The sequence below is a fragment of the Herbaspirillum huttiense genome, assembly GCF_047300815.1.
Lineage (GTDB): Bacteria > Pseudomonadota > Gammaproteobacteria > Burkholderiales > Burkholderiaceae_D > Herbaspirillum > Herbaspirillum huttiense_A.
Genome location: NZ_CP178608.1, coordinates 1,212,751 through 1,228,432, shown reverse-complemented (window position 1 = coordinate 1,228,432; position 15,682 = coordinate 1,212,751). Strand labels below are relative to the sequence as shown.

The 15,682-nt window shown below is 62.1% G+C and carries 22 protein-coding genes; 5 read left to right on the top strand and 17 right to left on the bottom strand.

Annotated features, from left to right (window positions below):
• The first annotated feature begins 110 nt into the window (after positions 1-110).
• On the top strand, positions 111-572 hold the full coding sequence (locus ACLRDN_RS05680) for a hypothetical protein (RefSeq protein WP_413459334.1): 462 nt from the start codon (positions 111-113) through the stop codon (positions 570-572).
• 33 nt (positions 573-605) lie between these two features.
• Positions 606-980, top strand: coding sequence for a DUF423 domain-containing protein (locus ACLRDN_RS05675; protein ID WP_413459333.1), 375 nt, complete (start codon positions 606-608; stop codon positions 978-980).
• A gap of 72 nt (positions 981-1,052) precedes the next feature.
• Here the strand turns inward: ACLRDN_RS05675 and ACLRDN_RS05670 are convergent, their stop codons facing one another.
• Genes ACLRDN_RS05670 through ACLRDN_RS05655 form a run of 4 tightly spaced genes read right to left on the bottom strand, consistent with a single transcriptional unit; the run spans position 1,053 to position 4,945 of the window.
• Positions 1,053-1,742, bottom strand: a complete 690-nt coding sequence (locus tag ACLRDN_RS05670) for a type IV pili methyl-accepting chemotaxis transducer N-terminal domain-containing protein (RefSeq protein ID WP_413459332.1) — start codon at positions 1,740-1,742, stop codon at positions 1,053-1,055.
• A gap of 56 nt (positions 1,743-1,798) precedes the next feature.
• Positions 1,799-2,611: an ABC transporter ATP-binding protein gene (locus ACLRDN_RS05665; RefSeq protein WP_413459331.1), complete on the bottom strand. Its 813-nt coding sequence runs from the start codon at positions 2,609-2,611 to the stop codon at positions 1,799-1,801.
• Positions 2,612-2,624: 13 nt separating this feature from the next.
• A complete protein-coding gene (gene ntrB, locus ACLRDN_RS05660) occupies positions 2,625-3,566 on the bottom strand; it encodes a nitrate ABC transporter permease (protein ID WP_413459330.1) in 942 nt (313 codons plus the stop codon).
• A gap of 59 nt (positions 3,567-3,625) precedes the next feature.
• Entirely contained in the window at positions 3,626-4,945 is a 1,320-nt protein-coding gene (locus ACLRDN_RS05655) for a CmpA/NrtA family ABC transporter substrate-binding protein (RefSeq protein ID WP_413459329.1), read from the bottom strand.
• A 505-nt stretch (positions 4,946-5,450) separates the two neighbouring features.
• On the opposite strand from ACLRDN_RS05655, the gene ACLRDN_RS05650 reads away from it, so the two are divergent.
• Together ACLRDN_RS05650 and ACLRDN_RS05645 are read left to right on the top strand one after the other, a co-directional pair.
• The gene (locus ACLRDN_RS05650) at positions 5,451-5,609 is read left to right on the top strand and encodes a DUF3309 family protein (RefSeq protein WP_006464722.1); all 159 of its coding nucleotides are present in this window, start codon (positions 5,451-5,453) and stop codon (positions 5,607-5,609) included.
• Between the two features lie 228 nt (positions 5,610-5,837).
• A complete protein-coding gene (locus tag ACLRDN_RS05645; RefSeq protein WP_413459328.1) occupies positions 5,838-6,242 on the top strand; it encodes a hypothetical protein in 405 nt (134 codons plus the stop codon).
• A 124-nt stretch (positions 6,243-6,366) separates the two neighbouring features.
• Here the strand turns inward: ACLRDN_RS05645 and ACLRDN_RS05640 are convergent, their stop codons facing one another.
• From ACLRDN_RS05640 to ACLRDN_RS05580, 13 genes are all read right to left on the bottom strand, one after another.
• Positions 6,367-6,582, bottom strand: a complete 216-nt coding sequence (locus ACLRDN_RS05640) for a glycine zipper 2TM domain-containing protein (protein WP_413459327.1) — start codon at positions 6,580-6,582, stop codon at positions 6,367-6,369.
• A gap of 44 nt (positions 6,583-6,626) precedes the next feature.
• Positions 6,627-6,995 (bottom strand): hypothetical protein, encoded by a 369-nt coding sequence (locus ACLRDN_RS05635; RefSeq protein WP_413459326.1) that lies wholly within the window; start codon positions 6,993-6,995, stop codon positions 6,627-6,629.
• Positions 6,996-7,254: 259 nt separating this feature from the next.
• Positions 7,255-7,425, bottom strand: coding sequence for a CsbD family protein (locus ACLRDN_RS05630; RefSeq protein WP_413459325.1), 171 nt, complete (start codon positions 7,423-7,425; stop codon positions 7,255-7,257).
• 290 nt (positions 7,426-7,715) lie between these two features.
• Entirely contained in the window at positions 7,716-9,749 is a 2,034-nt protein-coding gene (locus tag ACLRDN_RS05625; protein WP_413460350.1) for a PAS domain-containing protein, read from the bottom strand.
• Between the two features lie 162 nt (positions 9,750-9,911).
• Positions 9,912-10,406: a response regulator gene (locus ACLRDN_RS05620; protein WP_413459324.1), complete on the bottom strand. Its 495-nt coding sequence runs from the start codon at positions 10,404-10,406 to the stop codon at positions 9,912-9,914.
• An 80-nt stretch (positions 10,407-10,486) separates the two neighbouring features.
• Positions 10,487-11,116, bottom strand: coding sequence for a response regulator transcription factor (locus ACLRDN_RS05615; protein WP_006464715.1), 630 nt, complete (start codon positions 11,114-11,116; stop codon positions 10,487-10,489).
• A gap of 345 nt (positions 11,117-11,461) precedes the next feature.
• Entirely contained in the window at positions 11,462-11,791 is a 330-nt protein-coding gene (locus ACLRDN_RS05610; RefSeq protein ID WP_006464714.1) for a BON domain-containing protein, read from the bottom strand.
• A 137-nt stretch (positions 11,792-11,928) separates the two neighbouring features.
• A complete protein-coding gene (locus ACLRDN_RS05605; protein ID WP_413459323.1) occupies positions 11,929-12,306 on the bottom strand; it encodes a cell envelope biogenesis protein TolA in 378 nt (125 codons plus the stop codon).
• Positions 12,307-12,494: 188 nt separating this feature from the next.
• A complete protein-coding gene (locus tag ACLRDN_RS05600; RefSeq protein WP_058894511.1) occupies positions 12,495-12,707 on the bottom strand; it encodes a CsbD family protein in 213 nt (70 codons plus the stop codon).
• Positions 12,708-12,780: 73 nt separating this feature from the next.
• Positions 12,781-13,344, bottom strand: coding sequence for a ferritin-like domain-containing protein (locus ACLRDN_RS05595; RefSeq protein WP_034338218.1), 564 nt, complete (start codon positions 13,342-13,344; stop codon positions 12,781-12,783).
• A 112-nt stretch (positions 13,345-13,456) separates the two neighbouring features.
• Positions 13,457-13,771: a DUF883 family protein gene (locus ACLRDN_RS05590; protein WP_413459322.1), complete on the bottom strand. Its 315-nt coding sequence runs from the start codon at positions 13,769-13,771 to the stop codon at positions 13,457-13,459.
• 440 nt (positions 13,772-14,211) lie between these two features.
• Positions 14,212-14,394 (bottom strand): hypothetical protein, encoded by a 183-nt coding sequence (locus ACLRDN_RS05585; protein ID WP_413459321.1) that lies wholly within the window; start codon positions 14,392-14,394, stop codon positions 14,212-14,214.
• Between the two features lie 36 nt (positions 14,395-14,430).
• Positions 14,431-14,628, bottom strand: a complete 198-nt coding sequence (locus tag ACLRDN_RS05580) for a CsbD family protein (protein WP_413459320.1) — start codon at positions 14,626-14,628, stop codon at positions 14,431-14,433.
• 562 nt (positions 14,629-15,190) lie between these two features.
• On the opposite strand from ACLRDN_RS05580, the gene ACLRDN_RS05575 reads away from it, so the two are divergent.
• Positions 15,191-15,655: a PA2169 family four-helix-bundle protein gene (locus ACLRDN_RS05575; RefSeq protein ID WP_088757289.1), complete on the top strand. Its 465-nt coding sequence runs from the start codon at positions 15,191-15,193 to the stop codon at positions 15,653-15,655.
• The last annotated feature ends 27 nt before the right edge of the window (positions 15,656-15,682 follow it).

Here is a 15,682-nt window from a genome sequence, read left to right as displayed (position 1 = left end):
CAAGCACTTTTGCAAGTCGACGGCTGGCGCCTCCAGTCACGGCGATCCTATATACTGCTGCCTTCCCCGTAGCCACCACGGGCCGCGCGTGGCGCGGTCCTGCATTGACCATGTCCGAGCAAGCCCCCGAACCGATCTTCCCCGATGACGCCGTTGCCGGTGCCGACACCATCCCTGCGCCGCGCGCGTGGATCGTGCTGCAGAACGTGCAGGAGGTGGAGACCTGGATCGACACCTACAACCGCGAGCTGCAGGCCGTGGTGTTCCGTCACAAGATGAACACCGTCAACGCCGGCCAGGGCATCTGCTTCACGCTGGAGCTGGGCGGCGAGATCCATCTGCACACCACGCCCGAAGGCCAGATCCTGCTGGACGTGAGCGAAGAAGCCGCGTGGGCCGCCCCGGTCATCAGCGCGGCCGCCAACGTGGCTGCTCCGGCCGGCAGCGTCTGGGTGCTGCCGCCGGATACGCTGACGCAACTCATCCTGGGATTGTCGGGGCTGATCGCCACGTCGCAGTTCGTGTTGCGGCATGAGTATCGGCTGGGCAAGGGCGTACGTCCCACCTATTGAATCGCAGTTGATCGCTGACCGAGAACAAGACCAATGAAAGAACGCACCCTGATCGCCGCCGGCGCGCTGAACATGTTCGTGGCCGTGGGCTGTGGCGCCTTCGGCGCACATGGTTTGAAGAAAATGATTTCCGAAGAGATGCTGGCCATCTGGCACACCGCCGTGACCTACCAGGTCATGCATGCGCTGGGCATGATCGCCATTGCGCTGCTGATGCCGCGCATGGCCGGGGCCGCCCTGCACTGGGCCGGCCGGCTGATGCTGGCGGGTATCGTCATCTTCAGCGGCAGCCTCTACTTGCTGGCCCTGACCGGCACGCGCATCCTGGGCGCCATCACGCCGTTCGGCGGTGTGGCCTTCCTCGCAGCATGGCTGCTGGTGGCATGGGCGGCGCTGAAGAGCCGATAAGCAGCATTAAGCAAAATTGAATGCTCAAGAAAAGAGCATTAAACGCAGATGAATGGTGTCAGGAAGGCGCATTCAGGCCGCCGCGCCGCTCAGTGCTTCCTTGACCAGTTCATCGATTTCGCCGGTGATGTTGGACAGCACACCGGCCACCACCGAGAATTCCCTGCCCGCCTGTCCTGATCGCGCCGCCACGATACGGGCATTGAAGGCCACCATCTTGGCTTCGCGCGCAATGGTTTCGATATCGGTCATGATGCCGCGCAACTGTTCGCGCATGAGGCGCGCATGCTTCTTCGACTGCGCTTCATAGACCGCCGTGATCTCGTTCAACACGGCCAGGAGCGGCGTGGTTTCCTGCACCAGTTGTTCCAGCAGGGCCGGGCCGGTCTTGAGCTTGTCCTCGATGGCATTGAGCGTACGCTGGGCCAATTCGGCAAAACCGGTGATGCGCGCATCGCCCCGGCCGCGTCCGAAATACACCTCTTCCAGCTCCGGGCAGAATACGCCGGGCAAGTCCCCGGAACGCTTGAGCAAGGCCGCATGGGCGCTGCGGAACAGTCCCAATGCCTCGCGCGCAGTGGCACAAGCCCCTTGCTGGCCCTGTGCTGCGAGCACTGCGTACAACACCAGGCGCTGCGAGGTGAAACGGCGGCGGCCAGAGAGATTGATCAGGGCACCAAACACTTCGCCCGAGAGCGCAACGACGTCGGATGCCTCCGCCCCTTCAACAGGGGCCTCTTCGATGACAGCCTGGCTGCTCATGGACTTCTCCTTCAATTGCATTGGCCGAGTGGCCGGCAGATGCGTATTACGCAAGCTTACGCGGCCTCCCGTGACGGATGCGCCTGCTTGCGGTACAAGAACTCCAGCACCGCCGTGCGATAGGCACCATACTGTGCATCCTGCGCCAGCGTGACACGGTCACGTGGACGCGGCAGTTTCACTTCCACGATCTCGCCGATGGTGGCAGCGGGACCATTGGTCATCATCACGATGCGGTCCGACAGCAGCACTGCCTCGTCCACATCGTGGGTCACCATCACCACCGTCGATTCGGTCTTGGCGACGATCTTCAACAACTCATCCTGCAAGTGCGCACGCGTCAATGCATCGAGCGCACCGAAGGGCTCATCCATCAGCAGGACCTTGGGCTCCATCGCCAGTGCGCGGGCGATGCCCACGCGCTGCTTCATGCCGCCGGAAATTTCATTGGGGCGCTTGGCCTCGGCTGCGGTCAGTCCCACCAGCGCCAGCGCGGCGCGCGTGCGGTCACGCAGCTGGGTGCGATTCTCGGTAGCGCCGAAGACGCGCTCGACACCCAGATAGATGTTTTCGTAGCAGGTCAGCCAGGGCAGCAGCGAGTGGTTCTGGAACACCACCGCACGCTCCGGGGCCGGACCACCGATCTCGCGATTGGCACACAGCAGTACGCCATCGCTGGGCTTGAGCAGGCCCGCAATCAGGTTCAGCAAGGTCGACTTGCCGCAGCCGGAGTGGCCGATCAAGGTGACGAACTCGCCCTTGGCCACCGTCAGGTTGATCTCGCGCAGTGCATGGAAGACGCCCTTCTTGGTGTGGAACACCATCTCCACGCCGTGGATGTCGATGAACTTGCCGTTGATGTTGTCCATGATCCCGCCCTCCTCAGTTGTTGACCTGCTCGTAGGTGAACGCCTTGGCCAGCGCCACCAGCAATTGTTCCAGCACCAGCCCCACCACCCCGATGACGACGATGGCGATGATGATGTGCGGCACGTTCAGGTTGTTCCATTCATCCCAGACCCAGAAGCCGATACCGACGCCACCGGTCAGCATCTCGGCGGCCACGATCACCAGCCACGCCGTACCGATGGAAAGACGCACGCCCGTCAGCATGTAAGGCAACACCGAAGGGAACAGGATCTTGGTCAGCACTTTCCATTCGGAGAGATTGAGTACGCGTGCCACATTCATGTAATCCTGCGGGACACGCTGCACACCGACGGCCGTATTGATGATCATCGGCCAGATCGAGCAGATGAAGATCGACCAGATCGCCGCCGGATTGGCCGACTTGAACACCAACAGGCCGATGGGCAGCCAGGCCAGCGGCGAGACCGGACGCAGCAGGCTGATGATGGGGCCGAACATGCGCGAGAGGAATTCCACGCGCCCGATCGCAAAGCCCAGCGGAATGCCCACCAGCGCGGCCAGCCCGAAGCCCATGCCGACCCGCTGCAGCGAAGCCAGCACGTTCCAGCCTATGCCCTGGTCATTGGGACTGTTGCGGTAGAAGGGATCGGAAAACATCACGCCCGCTTCCTTCAGGGTCACCCACGGTGTAGGGAAGCTGGCGGTCTTCAAGGCGATGATCTGCCACACCAGTACCAGCAACGCCACGCCCAGCAGGGGCGGCACCACGCGCATGAAGAGCCCGCCCGCGATGATCTTCTTGCGCAGGCTGCGCGTCTTCACGCTGGCGGCAGCGCTGGCCGCAGGGGCCACCTGCGCTTCGTTGGCGGCCGCTGCACGCAGCGGCTCGCTGGCCGCGGGCACGCCGGCGGGCTTGGCGTTGTCACCCATGATGCTTTCTGCGACTGCACTCATCATCTTCCCCTTGCTCTATGCACTTCACCTTGATGGACACGGCTGCTGGCCGCACCCGCTTACACCTTGATCTTGAACGACTGCGCGTAGGCCGCCGGATTCTTGCCGTCCCACACCGTGCCATCCATCAGCTTGGAACTGCGCATGACATCCTTGGGCAGCGGCGTCTTGGTCATGGCGGCCGCGTCCTTGTAGAGATCGATCTGGTTGACCGACTTGGCCACGGCCAGGTAGTCCGGATCGCTCTTCAACAGGCCCCAGCGGCGGTGCTGGGTCATGAACCACATGCCGTCGGAGAGGAAGGGGAAGTTGACCTGGCCTTCGTCGTAAAACTTCATGTAGTTGGGGTCGTCCCAGGTCTTGCCCAGGCCGTTCTGGTAGCGCCCGAGGATGCGCTGGTCGATCACGTCCTTGCTGGTGTTCACATAGGACTTGTCGGCGATCACCTCGGCCATCTTGTTCTTGTTGGCCAGCGAGGCATCGATCCACTTGCTGGCCTCCAGGATGGCGGCCATCATCGCGCGACAGGTATTGGGGTACTTCTGGACGAACTCCAGCGAGGTGCCCAGCACCTTCTCGGGATGGTCCTTCCAGATGTCCTGGGTAGTGATGGCGGTGATGCCCACGCCATCGACGATGGCGCGATGACCCCAGGGTTCGCCCACGCAGAAGCCATCCATGTTGCCCACCCGCATGTTGGCCACCATCTGCGGCGGCGGTACCGTGATGACCTTGGCATCCTTCATCGGGTTGATGCCATTGGCGGCCAGCCAGTAGTACAGCCACATGGCGTGCGTGCCGGTCGGAAAGGTCTGGGCGAAGGTGTATTCGCGCTTCTCGGCCTGCATCAGCTTGGCCAGCGATGCGCCATCGACGGCGCCCTTGTCGGCCAGTTTTTTGGACAGGGTGATGGCCTGGCCGTTATGGTTCAGGCCCATCAGCACGGCCATGTCCTTCTTCTGGCCGCCGATGCCCAGCTGCACGCCGTAGATCAGGCCATACAGCACGTGGGCCGCATCGAGTTCGCCGTTGGTGAGCTTGTCGCGCACGCCGGCCCAGGAGGCTTCCTTGCTGGGGACGATCTTGATGCCGTACTTCTTGTCGAAACCCAGCACCGAGGCCATCACCACCGAGGCGCAGTCGGTCAGGGGAATGAAGCCGATCTTGACTTCTTCCTTCTCCGGCTTGTCGGAGCCGGCCGCCCAGGCGCCGCCCGAGGCCAAGCCCAGCACGCCGCTGCCGGCGGCCAGTGCCGCGCCCTGCAGCAGGGTGCGGCGACGGCCGTCGACACCGTCGGCTGTCTTGACTGCGCTGTCCTCTACGACTGGCGTGCCGCTTTCCAGCGCGCCTGCCTTGCCTGCCTGACCTTTGGATTCCATAGCACTGTTCCCCTTGCGTTGCGATTTGAAGAAAGCCCGAACGAAAAAAAGGCGTGTTCCGCCATGGGTGACCCATACCGGAAGACGCCTTTGTCCTGGACGGCGCGACCGCCATTGGCCACACCTTCACATTGCTTGCGCATTGCTGCGCTGATGCCGGGGATTCAGCAAAGAGCGTGCCAGAGCCGCCGCATGGCTTGCAAAGCCGCACGGGGTCTGGACTTGTGGGGAAAAGGACGGCGTATCCTGCTGGCCCTTTACGGTGGCGCGACGCGATCAAAACGGGCGCGGCCCGCACTTCGATTGTGCCTTGCACCAAGTTGGCAGCGATTTGTCAGGCACGCGTGGCCGCCTACTCGCGCTTGCCGGATTTTCCTACAGCACATTGCGAGGGCCGCTGATCGTCTCGCCGACGTGCCAGTTCTAAGATGAGCCCAGCTTCATGAATCAACCGGCGCTTGCACCCTGGCGGGCAAGAACGAACTCAATAACAAAGGAGAAATCCATGACCCTCGGCACCATCCTGCTCATCGTCCTGATCCTGATCCTGCTCGGCGTCATCCCGGCCTGGCCGCACAGCCGCGGCTGGGGTTATGGTCCCAGCGGTATCGCTGGCACCATCGTCATCATCCTGCTGATCCTGCTGCTGCTGGGCAAGATATAAGGCGGGGCGGCCGCCGGCTTCTGAAGTCCGGCGACCAACGCCCCGCCCTTCTGACGCTCCCTTCCCTCCCGCAAGCCTGATACCATCCGGTGGCGGACGGGAAAACGGCGCGGACGGTGCCTGTCACCGTCCGCGCCGTTTGCTCGTGGACGCAGCCTCATCTCCAATGGGGTCAAGCTCACGCACACGGCTCTCCCCGTACCCGTACCGTGATGAGGCTGACATCAGATGAACAATAAATTCCTCGCTTCTCCCCTGCCCGCTCTCCTGGCGGCCCTCGCCATCCTTGCGTCCGGCACCGTGCACGCTGCTGAAGAAGATGTCAGCAAAACCGATCCCCAGCGCTGGTACCAGGAAGACAACAGCGCGAAGGGCCGTCTGGAGAACCTTAACAAGGAGACCGCAGCGGCCTATGCCGAAGCGCTGCAGGCCTGCCGCAGCCTGAGGGGGAAGGACGCCGCTGGATGCCGCCAGCAGGCGGCCCAAGCCAAGACGCAGGATGCAGCACGGGCCAGGCGCATCTTTGATGACTATCAGGGCGGCGCTCCCGCCGCTGCGCCGGCCAAGAAGGGCGCGCGCAAGCAGGCCGGCAAGCAGGTCCACAAGCACGGGGCCATGTCAGCTGCCAAATAAGCTCACCCACATCCGGCCCTGAATGCAACAACGCCGCGACAGGTCACCCGTGTCGCGGCGTTGTTGATGGTGGCTGCTCCTCACGCGAGGTGCAGCGCCGGGCCATGATCAGCCGATCAGCAAATTACTTGCCGACCTGGTTGCCGATCACGCCACCTACGGCGGCACCGCCCACGGTCCCGATGGCGCTGCCGCCGGTCAGGACGGCACCACCGACGGCACCGGCGCCGGCGCCGATGGCGGTGTTCTTGTCTTGCTGGGTCATGCCGCTGCAGCCTGTGAAGGCGGCAAAGGCACAGATGGCTACCGAGGTCACTGCCAGTTTTTGCATGGTCTTCATGATGACTCCTTCCTCTTTGTGGAATAGGGGAATACGGCCGCCGATCAGGTCGACGGACGCATGATCACGCGCGGGGCCTTGGGCGGTTGTGCGTGATCACGATAAACCGGTGCGCTGGGCGCAGCCTTGGCCGGGTCGCGTTGCGCTGCCGCAGCCTTGCCGTCGGCACGTGCGCCAAACAGCAGCACGGCGTTCTGCAGGAACTTGGAGCGCTTGCTCTCGGCCATGTCCATATAGCGGAATTTCTTCTGCCCCAGCTTGTGCAGACGCGCTGCATCCACCGGCATGTGACGGTCCATCGTGGAAGCCGACCAGCGCGCGGCGCTGTCGACGGCTTGAGAAGTTTCTGCGAAAGCGTGAGAGGCGAAAGCCGAAGCGGCTGCCAGCATGCAAATACCGACTGTTTTTTTCATGGTCTGCCCTTTCAGGGGTCCCTTCTGGCGGTGAGCAAAATTTCATGCGGCAAACCGTGAACTCTTTTGCAATTCCCGGCTCTACCAGCACCATGACCACATGGTCGCGGAAATTGCTGCATCACAAAATCAGCCATTTCCGATATTGGTGTAGGCGCTTTCCTACATGCGCCCTGCTGCATGCTTCAGAGAGTCCTCGCGCCCTGCCTGCGGGTGCCGCCGGCGCCTCATCGAGGCACCGGAACACCGGCCTCGGAACTTAGTCCTTGGCCGCTTCCTTGGCATCGCCATAGGTCTTCTGGACATTGCCTTCGACCTGCTTGGCGGCACCCTTGACCTGCTGGCTGGTGTTGCCCGTCAGTTCACCGGTCTTCTCCTGCACCTTGCCTGCGACTTCCTTCAAGCTGCCCTTGACCTGATCCTTGTTCATGATGGCTCCTTTGCATTGTTCGTCTGTGGGTTACCCGGCGCAGAGTTCGGCTCCTTGCCGGTCCCGCCACCCTGGCCTCCCGTTCGGGCGGTGAGTGACGATGAATCCATGGTACCGATGAGCCTGTCTGGCCGACATAAGAGAGTCGCCCTTTCACGCGTAGGAAAAAACGAAAAATCGTGACGGAAAAACGCTCTTGCAAAGACGCTCACCAGAACGCAGAAAGCCGCCCTGGAGGCGGCTTTCGGGGGAGCATGACGCGCACTTGAAGCGGGTGCGCGGCAGCACAATCAGGTGTCGCTGGCGGCCAGCTCCGGGCGTATCGGCAGGCTGATGCTGATGAGGGCGCCCTTGCCCGGGGTGGAACGGATATCGACCTCACCGCCAAAGAAAGTGGCGCGTTCGCGCAGGCCACGCAAGCCGTAGGTCTTGTGGTTGTCGCGCCGCTCTTCGGGAATGCCCACGCCATCATCGCGTACGGTCAAGGCCACGTGGTCTTCGTCGACATCGAGGATGACATCGACCTTGCTGGCCTTGGCGTGCTTGGTCACGTTGTTGAGCATTTCCTGGAGCATGCGGTAGATGGCGATTTCCATCTGGTGACCCACATCCACGTCTTCATCCGGCAGGCTGGCATGGCAGGCAATGCCGGTGCGTTCGTGCAGTTCATCGAGCTGTTCCGAGATCGCCGCCTTCAGGCCGAACAGGTCCAGCGTATTGGGGCGCAGCTCGGTCTGGATGCGGCGCGTGGTAGCCACCAGCGACTTCATGAGGCCCTGCATGCGGACCTTGCGGTCGGCCCATTTTTCATCCTGGGGCAGGATCTGGTAGACCCCTTCCAGATGCATCGACAGGGCCGTCAGCGATGCGCCCATGTTGTCGTGCAGCTCGCGGGCAATGGCGCGCTTCTCTTCCTCGCGCACCGTTTCCAGGTGATTGGTCAGTTCGCGCAGCAGCGCCGTGCGTTCGATGACGGTCTTTTCCAGCCGGCTCTCGCGCTCGCGCAATTCGTCCTCGGCCTGCTTGCGCTCGGTGATGTCGGTGCTGATCCCGATGACGCCCTGCACGCTGCCATCCTTGCCGAACCAGGGCACCTTGGCGGTCTGGAAGGTGACCACGCCTTCGGGCAGGTGCATGGTCTGTTCCAGTTTTTCCGGCTTGCCCGAGGCCATGACGCGGCGATCGTCGCGATCCACCGTATCGGCCTCTTCCTCGACCAGGAACAGCTCGCGGCTGGAACGGTACATGGTCTCCTCCCAGGTCTTGCCCAGCTTGTGCAGCGTGGCCGGGTTGGCGAAGATCATCAGGCCCTGGCGGTTCTTCACGAAGATCGGGTCGCTGGTGCTTTCACTGACGGCATTGAGCAGCGCGCTGGTCTCGGCCAGCTTCTGGGCATTGCGCGTGCGCTCGCCGTATTCGCTGTCGAGCCGGCTGGCCGACCCCCAGAAGATGAAGAGCACGATCACGCCGTTGATCAGCGTCAGCGTCGGCAGCACCAGTTCCGGCAGGATCCAGCCATGCGCCATGCCCCAGTTCAGCAACAGGCTGAAGGCCAGCAGCAGGAACAGGGTCTGCGGCAGCAGATGGCGCAGCATCTGGCCGCCGGGGGCCATGCGCAGGATCACCGCCATGAGCGGATGCGAGGGACGCGCCATCAGCAAGGCCGCGCCCAAGAGCGCAAATACCAGCGACGACAGCAGCGAGATCGGCAGCGGGAAATCGAGATAGATGAACTGGCTGACATCGTACAGGTAGCCCACCAGCGGAATGGCCGACAGGCCCATGAGCGTGAAGGCCAGGTATTCCGAGGGATAGTAGCCGCCCAGCAGACGCCAGTCATGCAGCAGCAAGGCCAGCGCCATCAGCACGAAGCCCACCGACAGCAAGGGTGGAATGGAAAGCGGCGAGATCGGATGGGCGCCATCCAGTGGCAGCCAGCCCAGCGTGACCATCACCCCCTGCACCAGCGAGGCCACACCCAGCACCAGCAGCAGCACCGCCAGGCCGGTGGCCAGCTTGCGCAGCGACGCACGGCGCGTGCCGGAATGCATGCAGCGCAGGTAGAGCGCCGACGCGCCCAGGATGAAACCGCCGGCCGTCACTTCGCGCACGGCCAGCAAGCCCGAGAGCAGGCGGCGATATTCTTCGCCCAAGAGACCGGTCACCAGCACCACCACGCCCAGCAGGATCACCGCCATGGACAGGCCCATGGCCAGCGTCACCATGCTGCTGTAATGCGCGTGGGACGCGGCAAAATACTCCACCGATGCGCTGTTCTGGAGATCGGCGGAGGACGGACGAAGGCCGTCATTGTTCTTCTGCATCGTCGGAAATCCCTTGCTGTAGTGCGACCCGTGCCGCGCCCCGGCCATCGCTGGCGGCACGCTGGCCATGATCGGTTCTCGTTGTCTGCTTCATCCGTGCTGCGCCGAAATGCCTTGGCAGCAGGATGCTTGGCTGCGCGAATTATGCAGCAAAAAGAGGCCTTAAAGTCCCCCCGCCTGGGCCGGGCCCTGTGGCGAATTGTTGCTTGACGAAGTCCGCCCTGACTTGCCTGCCCGTTGCGCGGCCAACTCTTCCAGCAGGTCGCACAGCAGCGGCAGTTCGGAGGACTTGTCGAAGAAGTGCTGTACCCCGCATTGCACGCCTACGCGCCGGTAGGTCGGGCTGACGTGATTGCTGAAGACCACCTTGACCTCGCTCTGGCGCCGCGTATTGGAGCGCGCCAGCGACTGCAGCAGGCTCATGCCGTTGCCCTGCTTGAGCTGGATATCGAGAATGAGCACGTCATAGCTGTTCTGCTGCAGGTCGCGCAAGGCGTCCAGTTCGGTCTCGGCATAGCCCACCAGGCGCACGCCGGCGATCTCCGCCAGGCTCTCCACGATCAGGTCCCGCACGTCCTCCGAATCCTCCACCAGGAAGATCCGCAAGGGCGTCCCGTCGCTGTCGCGCTGGGGCCTGCTGTTGAGATTGTCGTCCATGATGCGCCGTACCACTCTTCCCTGCCTGCCGACCGGCCTGATTGACCCGTCAGTGGCATATCTGCCCGGGGTGCCAGGCCTCAGTCGATCAGGTTGTTCTTGATCGCGTAATAAATGATGTCCGCGTTGTTGGTCATGCTCATCTTCTGCAGCACGCGCGAGCGATAGGTACTGACCGTCTTGACCGACAGGCACAGCTCGTCGGCGATTTGCGTCACGCCCTGGCCCTGGCCGAGCTTGTAGAAGATTTCGTACTCGCGCTGCGAGAGCGTCTCGTGCAGCGGCTTCTCGGAGTCTACCGGCTCGCTGGTGAGCAGCTCGGCCACACCGTAGCTGATGTACTTGTGCCCGCGCAGGATGGTGTTGATCGCATTGACCAGTTCGGTGGCCAGCGCTTCCTTCTGCACGTAGCCGGAGGCGCCGCTGCGCAGCACCTGTACGGCATAGCGGCTCTCCGGGTGCATCGACAGCATCAGCACCGGCAACTCCGGTTTCTCTCGCTTGATCTGCTTCAACACTTCCACGCCACTCTTGTCGGGCATGGCGATATCGAGCAGGACGATATCCCAATCCTGGGTGCGCACTAGGCGAATGGCTTCTTCGGCCGTGCTGGCCTCGCCGCCGATTTCCATCGACGGGATTTCTGAAATGAAGTGGTGCACACCTGCCCGTACGACCGCATGGTCATCGACTACAAGTATTTTTGTCATGGCATTTTTGAGCGGTGAATTGTAACTTCAGCGCCGTGGGCGCTGCTTGGACCTGTTTTATGTTTGTACTCGATTCTGCACCGGATGCTGCACATGATTCCGTACAGCAATCTGTACACGATCCTTGTGCGGCTTACGGCGATCATCGCTGCCTCCCTGTCCTGGCAGGCCGGCGGCCTGCACCTGCCCGGCAGCAACGGGTTCCAACTATACCTGACAGGCCCTGACCTGTCTTCTTGCGAAACGCACCGGATCGTCTCGATGCGCTTTGCAAGCGGCAAGTCCACAAGCAGGCAAAGCGCGGACCGGTCAACAGACCGGACACGCGCTTGCAAGTTCCCCGCCTTACTGCTTCAGGCGCAGGTCATTACGCACCGAGACCACACCCTTGACGCCACGGGCCAGTTCGGTAGCACGAGCAGCCGAGGTCGAGCTGGAGACGAAACCGGAGAGCTGGACCACGCCCTTGTAGGTTTCGACGTTGATTTCCGAGGACTTCAGGTTCGGCTCGTTGAAGATGGCGGCCTTCACCTTGGTGGTGATGACGGCATCATCGACGTATTCGCCGGTGCCTTCCTTGCCCGGGCTCGATGCGCAGCCCACCAGGGAAACCATGAACAGGGCCAGGAAGAAACCGAGGAAACGCTTGGTCAGGGACATTTTGGTCAGCGACATGATGAAACTCCTTTGAGTTGTGTTGCGCAATCGGGTGACTGCGACAGGAACGGGATAACGATTTTTGCGGCCGATCCGCCCGGGCCGCTGGCCCGGCACGAATCAGTTGCAGTTGCGCTCAAGCGCGCTGCACGGCATTACTTGCCGTACTTGGCCTTGGCATTGGCCACACACTTGTCCTTGGCGTCACCGCTCATGGCGTCGCACTTTTCCTTGGCGACGTCATAGTTGGCGTCGTTCTTGTCCTTCATGGCGTCCTTGTCGGCTTCCACGCCCTTGCGCTTGGCCTTGGCGTCAGCGACGGCCGATTCGTGCGCGGCCTTGGCTTCCTTCTCGCAGACGTCCTGGTCGTTGCCCTTCAAAGGACCGCACTTCTTCTTGGCCATCTTGTAGTCGGCATCAGCCTTGGACTTGTCGGCCTTGTACTGGGCCGCCGCCGGATCGGCTGCGAAGACTGCGCCATGCATGCCGATAGCGGCTGCGCCGAAGATCATGGTTGCGATGATTTTTTTCATTGTGTCCTTCCTCATGGTTTGCTTGGGTTGCGGCCTGGGGCCGTATTCTTATGCAGGCCGGCATGGTGACCGGCCTGCGTCCTGCACTTTCACTCACTCACACTCACACTCACACACTCCAACATCTGCTCGTCCCGCCGCAGGGACTGCGCGCCTGCGGCCGGACTGCGCCTTCGCCTCAGCGATGCTTACTGGCGCCAATCCTTGTTGCGGTCTTCCCAGTCGCGGATCTGCTTTTCGGCTTCGTCCTTGCTCACGCCGTAGGCTTCCTGCACGCGGCCGGCCAGCTGGTCGCGCTTGCCGGCGATGACGTCGAGATCATCATCGGTCAACTTGCCCCACTGTTCCTTGGCCTTGCCCTTGAATTGCTTCCAGTTGCCTTCAACGATGTCCCAGTTCATGTCGATCTCCTTGTGACGGTTGGGGAAAGAATTCCCGGAATGGTCTTCTGCTCCAGAGGCTCGCTGCTGCGGCTTACAGGCCCAGCAGATCGCTCATGTCATCGGCGTGCTCTTCTTCCTGCGCCATGATCTGGATCAGCAGGTGCTTGGTGGTCGGATCGTCGTCGCCGATGCGCTCGATCATCTGGCGATAGGCTTCGATGGCCACACGCTCTTCCACCAGGTTGGCGCGGATCATGTCCTTGATGTCTTCAGATTCGTCGTACTGCGCATGGCTGCGCTCGGCGATGGTCTTGGGATTGAAATCCGGCTCGCCATTCAATTGCACGATGCGCTCGGCAATCTGGTCGGCGTGGCTCTGTTCTTCCTGTGCGTGCGCCAGGAATTCGCCCTTGATCGCTTCCACGTTCAGGCCCTTGGCAGTGTAGTAGTGGCGCTTGTAGCGCATCACGCACAGCAGCTCGGTGGCCAGGGCATCATTCAACATCGCCACGACCTCCTCGCGGTTGCCGCGATAGCCTTCGGTGACGGCGCCATCATCGATCTTCTTGGCGGCGGCGCGAATGGCATCCTTGTCGAGGTGGAAGCTTTGCTTGCTCTTGACGTCGGTCTTCGGTGGATTCTTGGTCATGGTCATTCCTTCTCTCCGGTTTCTTGACTAATGCGCTGCGGTCTGGCGGGCAGCCGCGCGCCTGGCTGGATCCGGCCGCACCCGAAGGCGGCACCGGGTTCCGGGAAAATGCTTGTGCTCAGTAGCGGTCTGCGCTGCGGCCCACGGCCAGGCCAACCAGCAGGCCGATACCGGTGCCGATGGCAATGGCGCGCCACGGATTGGACTGCACGTAGTCGTCAGTGCTGGTGACGATCTGGCGACCGGTCTCGACCACCGCAGCCTGAGCGTCCTGGGCGGTGTTGAGGGCCTGCTCCAGCAGTTCCTGGGCGCCGGCGCGCAGGTCATCGGCTTTCTTGCCGGTGGCGCTGGTGGCTTCGGCGAACATGTCCTGCGCTTGCTGCAGCAGGGATTGCACGTCGGTACGGGCGGTCTTGAATTTGTTGGCTTGCATGCTTGGCCTCCTGGTATGCGTTGCGGTTTGATCGGGGCGGCGGGCTTGTTCCGGCCACCCGGGGTGAGGCGTGCTCACGTGTTGCTCACATCAGGTACTGCAGCACGATCAGCATCAGCACCGGCACACCCAGAAGCCATCCGAGTACGAGCTTGTCCATGATCTCCTCCCTTGTTCTTGGTCATGCCGGGCGGTTGCGGACTGTCTCGACGCAAATTCCGGCGCCTTCGTTGGTGCTGTCCTGCTGCGGTGTTGCCTTGTATTACCTGGTCTGTTTCCTGTATTGCACTGTGCTGCTTGCGCGGTATCTGCTGGCTGATGCGCTCGCTCACTTGCCTTGGCGAGTCAGGTGCACGATACCGATGCCTTGTTGCGCTTTGTATCGGAGTCAGCCCGATTGGCGTGTAGGACAAAGGGCCATGGGCCGGCATTGCCCTGCATCACCTGGGGCGACGCTGCGCCACCGCACGGGCGCTGCCGCCCTCGTCTTCCCAGTGCTGCAAGGCCGTATCCTGCTGGCGTTGCTCACGACGCTGTGCCTGACGCGCCAGCATGCGCAGGCTGGCACCGACGGCCACACCGGCCATGCCGGCGGCCCACAACAATGTCTTGGCCAATCTCATCAACTCTCTCCTTGCGTTGGCGGTGAAGGCTGCGCTTTACAGCGAACCGGCACGCTGGCGCAGGGAGCGCTTGATCAGGTCCTGGGCCTCGCCCACGGCGTGCATGATGCGGCCGTCCATCTGGCGGCGCTGTGCTGCGCGCTGCAGCTGCACGTTGCCCAGCACGGATCCGACGCTTTCCTGGAACTTGCTCAAGGCAAAGTTGAACTGGCCGGTGATCGTCTTCTTGTTCATGGTGCGTTTCCTCGTGGTCAAGGGTTCAACATGGTTCCAAAGGGGGCGGTGCAGGTCTTGCGTGGACATGTCCGGCATCTGCAGTGGCAGCGTTTGCTGCCGCTTTCTGAAGCTGAACATCATGGGAAAAATGATAGCGAGAGGCTACTGCTCTGCTCTATAGGACGGCGGCCGATTGTTTTGTAGGACAAACCGGAAAGCCTTGTCGGCATTGGTGTTGCGGCGGGTCAGGCAATCGTTACCGTCGCGCTTGCGGCAGGCAAAAGCGCGGCCGTCTCCTACACGGGCTTGCGCTCCCGTCCGATGGAATCAGGCACGCCGGGGTCCTACGATGGAAATGTGCAACGACGGTCCCGCTTCTGCCGATCGGCTGATCCGCTCGCGACGCGACTGTTGACCATTCACCCTATAGAGACAAGGAGAACATCATGGGCAAGTATTTCCTGGCATGGCTGTGCGGCGTACCGGTCTTTCTGCTGGTGCTGATCTATTTCTTCGTCCATTGAGACATTGACCAACCCGCTGCCGCCACGGGCGGCAAGCCAAAAGAAAGGAAGGCATCATGAACAATGACCACCTGATTTCCACCCTGAACGACCTGATCCAGATTTCCATCGATGGCGAAAAGGGCTTCCGTGCCTGTGCCGATGATGCACAGGAGCGCTACATCCCCTACAAGGAAACCTTCATGCTGCGCGCCACCGAGTGTGCGCAGGCAGCGCTGGACCTGCAGGACCTGGTGCAGCGCCTGGGCGGCGAACCGGCCAGCCACAGCACGCTGGGCGGCACTTTGCATCGCCAGTGGGTCAACCTGAAGAGCGCCATCACCGGGCGGGATGACGAGAGCATCCTGGAAGAATGCGAACGCGGCGAGGACGCGGCCGTCAATGCCTATCGCAAGGCACTGAGCGAAGACCTGCCCACCGATATTCGCCTGGTCATCGAACGCCAGTACCAAGGCGTGCTGGCCAACCATGACAAGGTGCGCAGCCTGCGCAATGAAGTGCGGGCACGCAAGACGGCGTGAGGCAAGGCCTCATTGATGGGGCGTCAT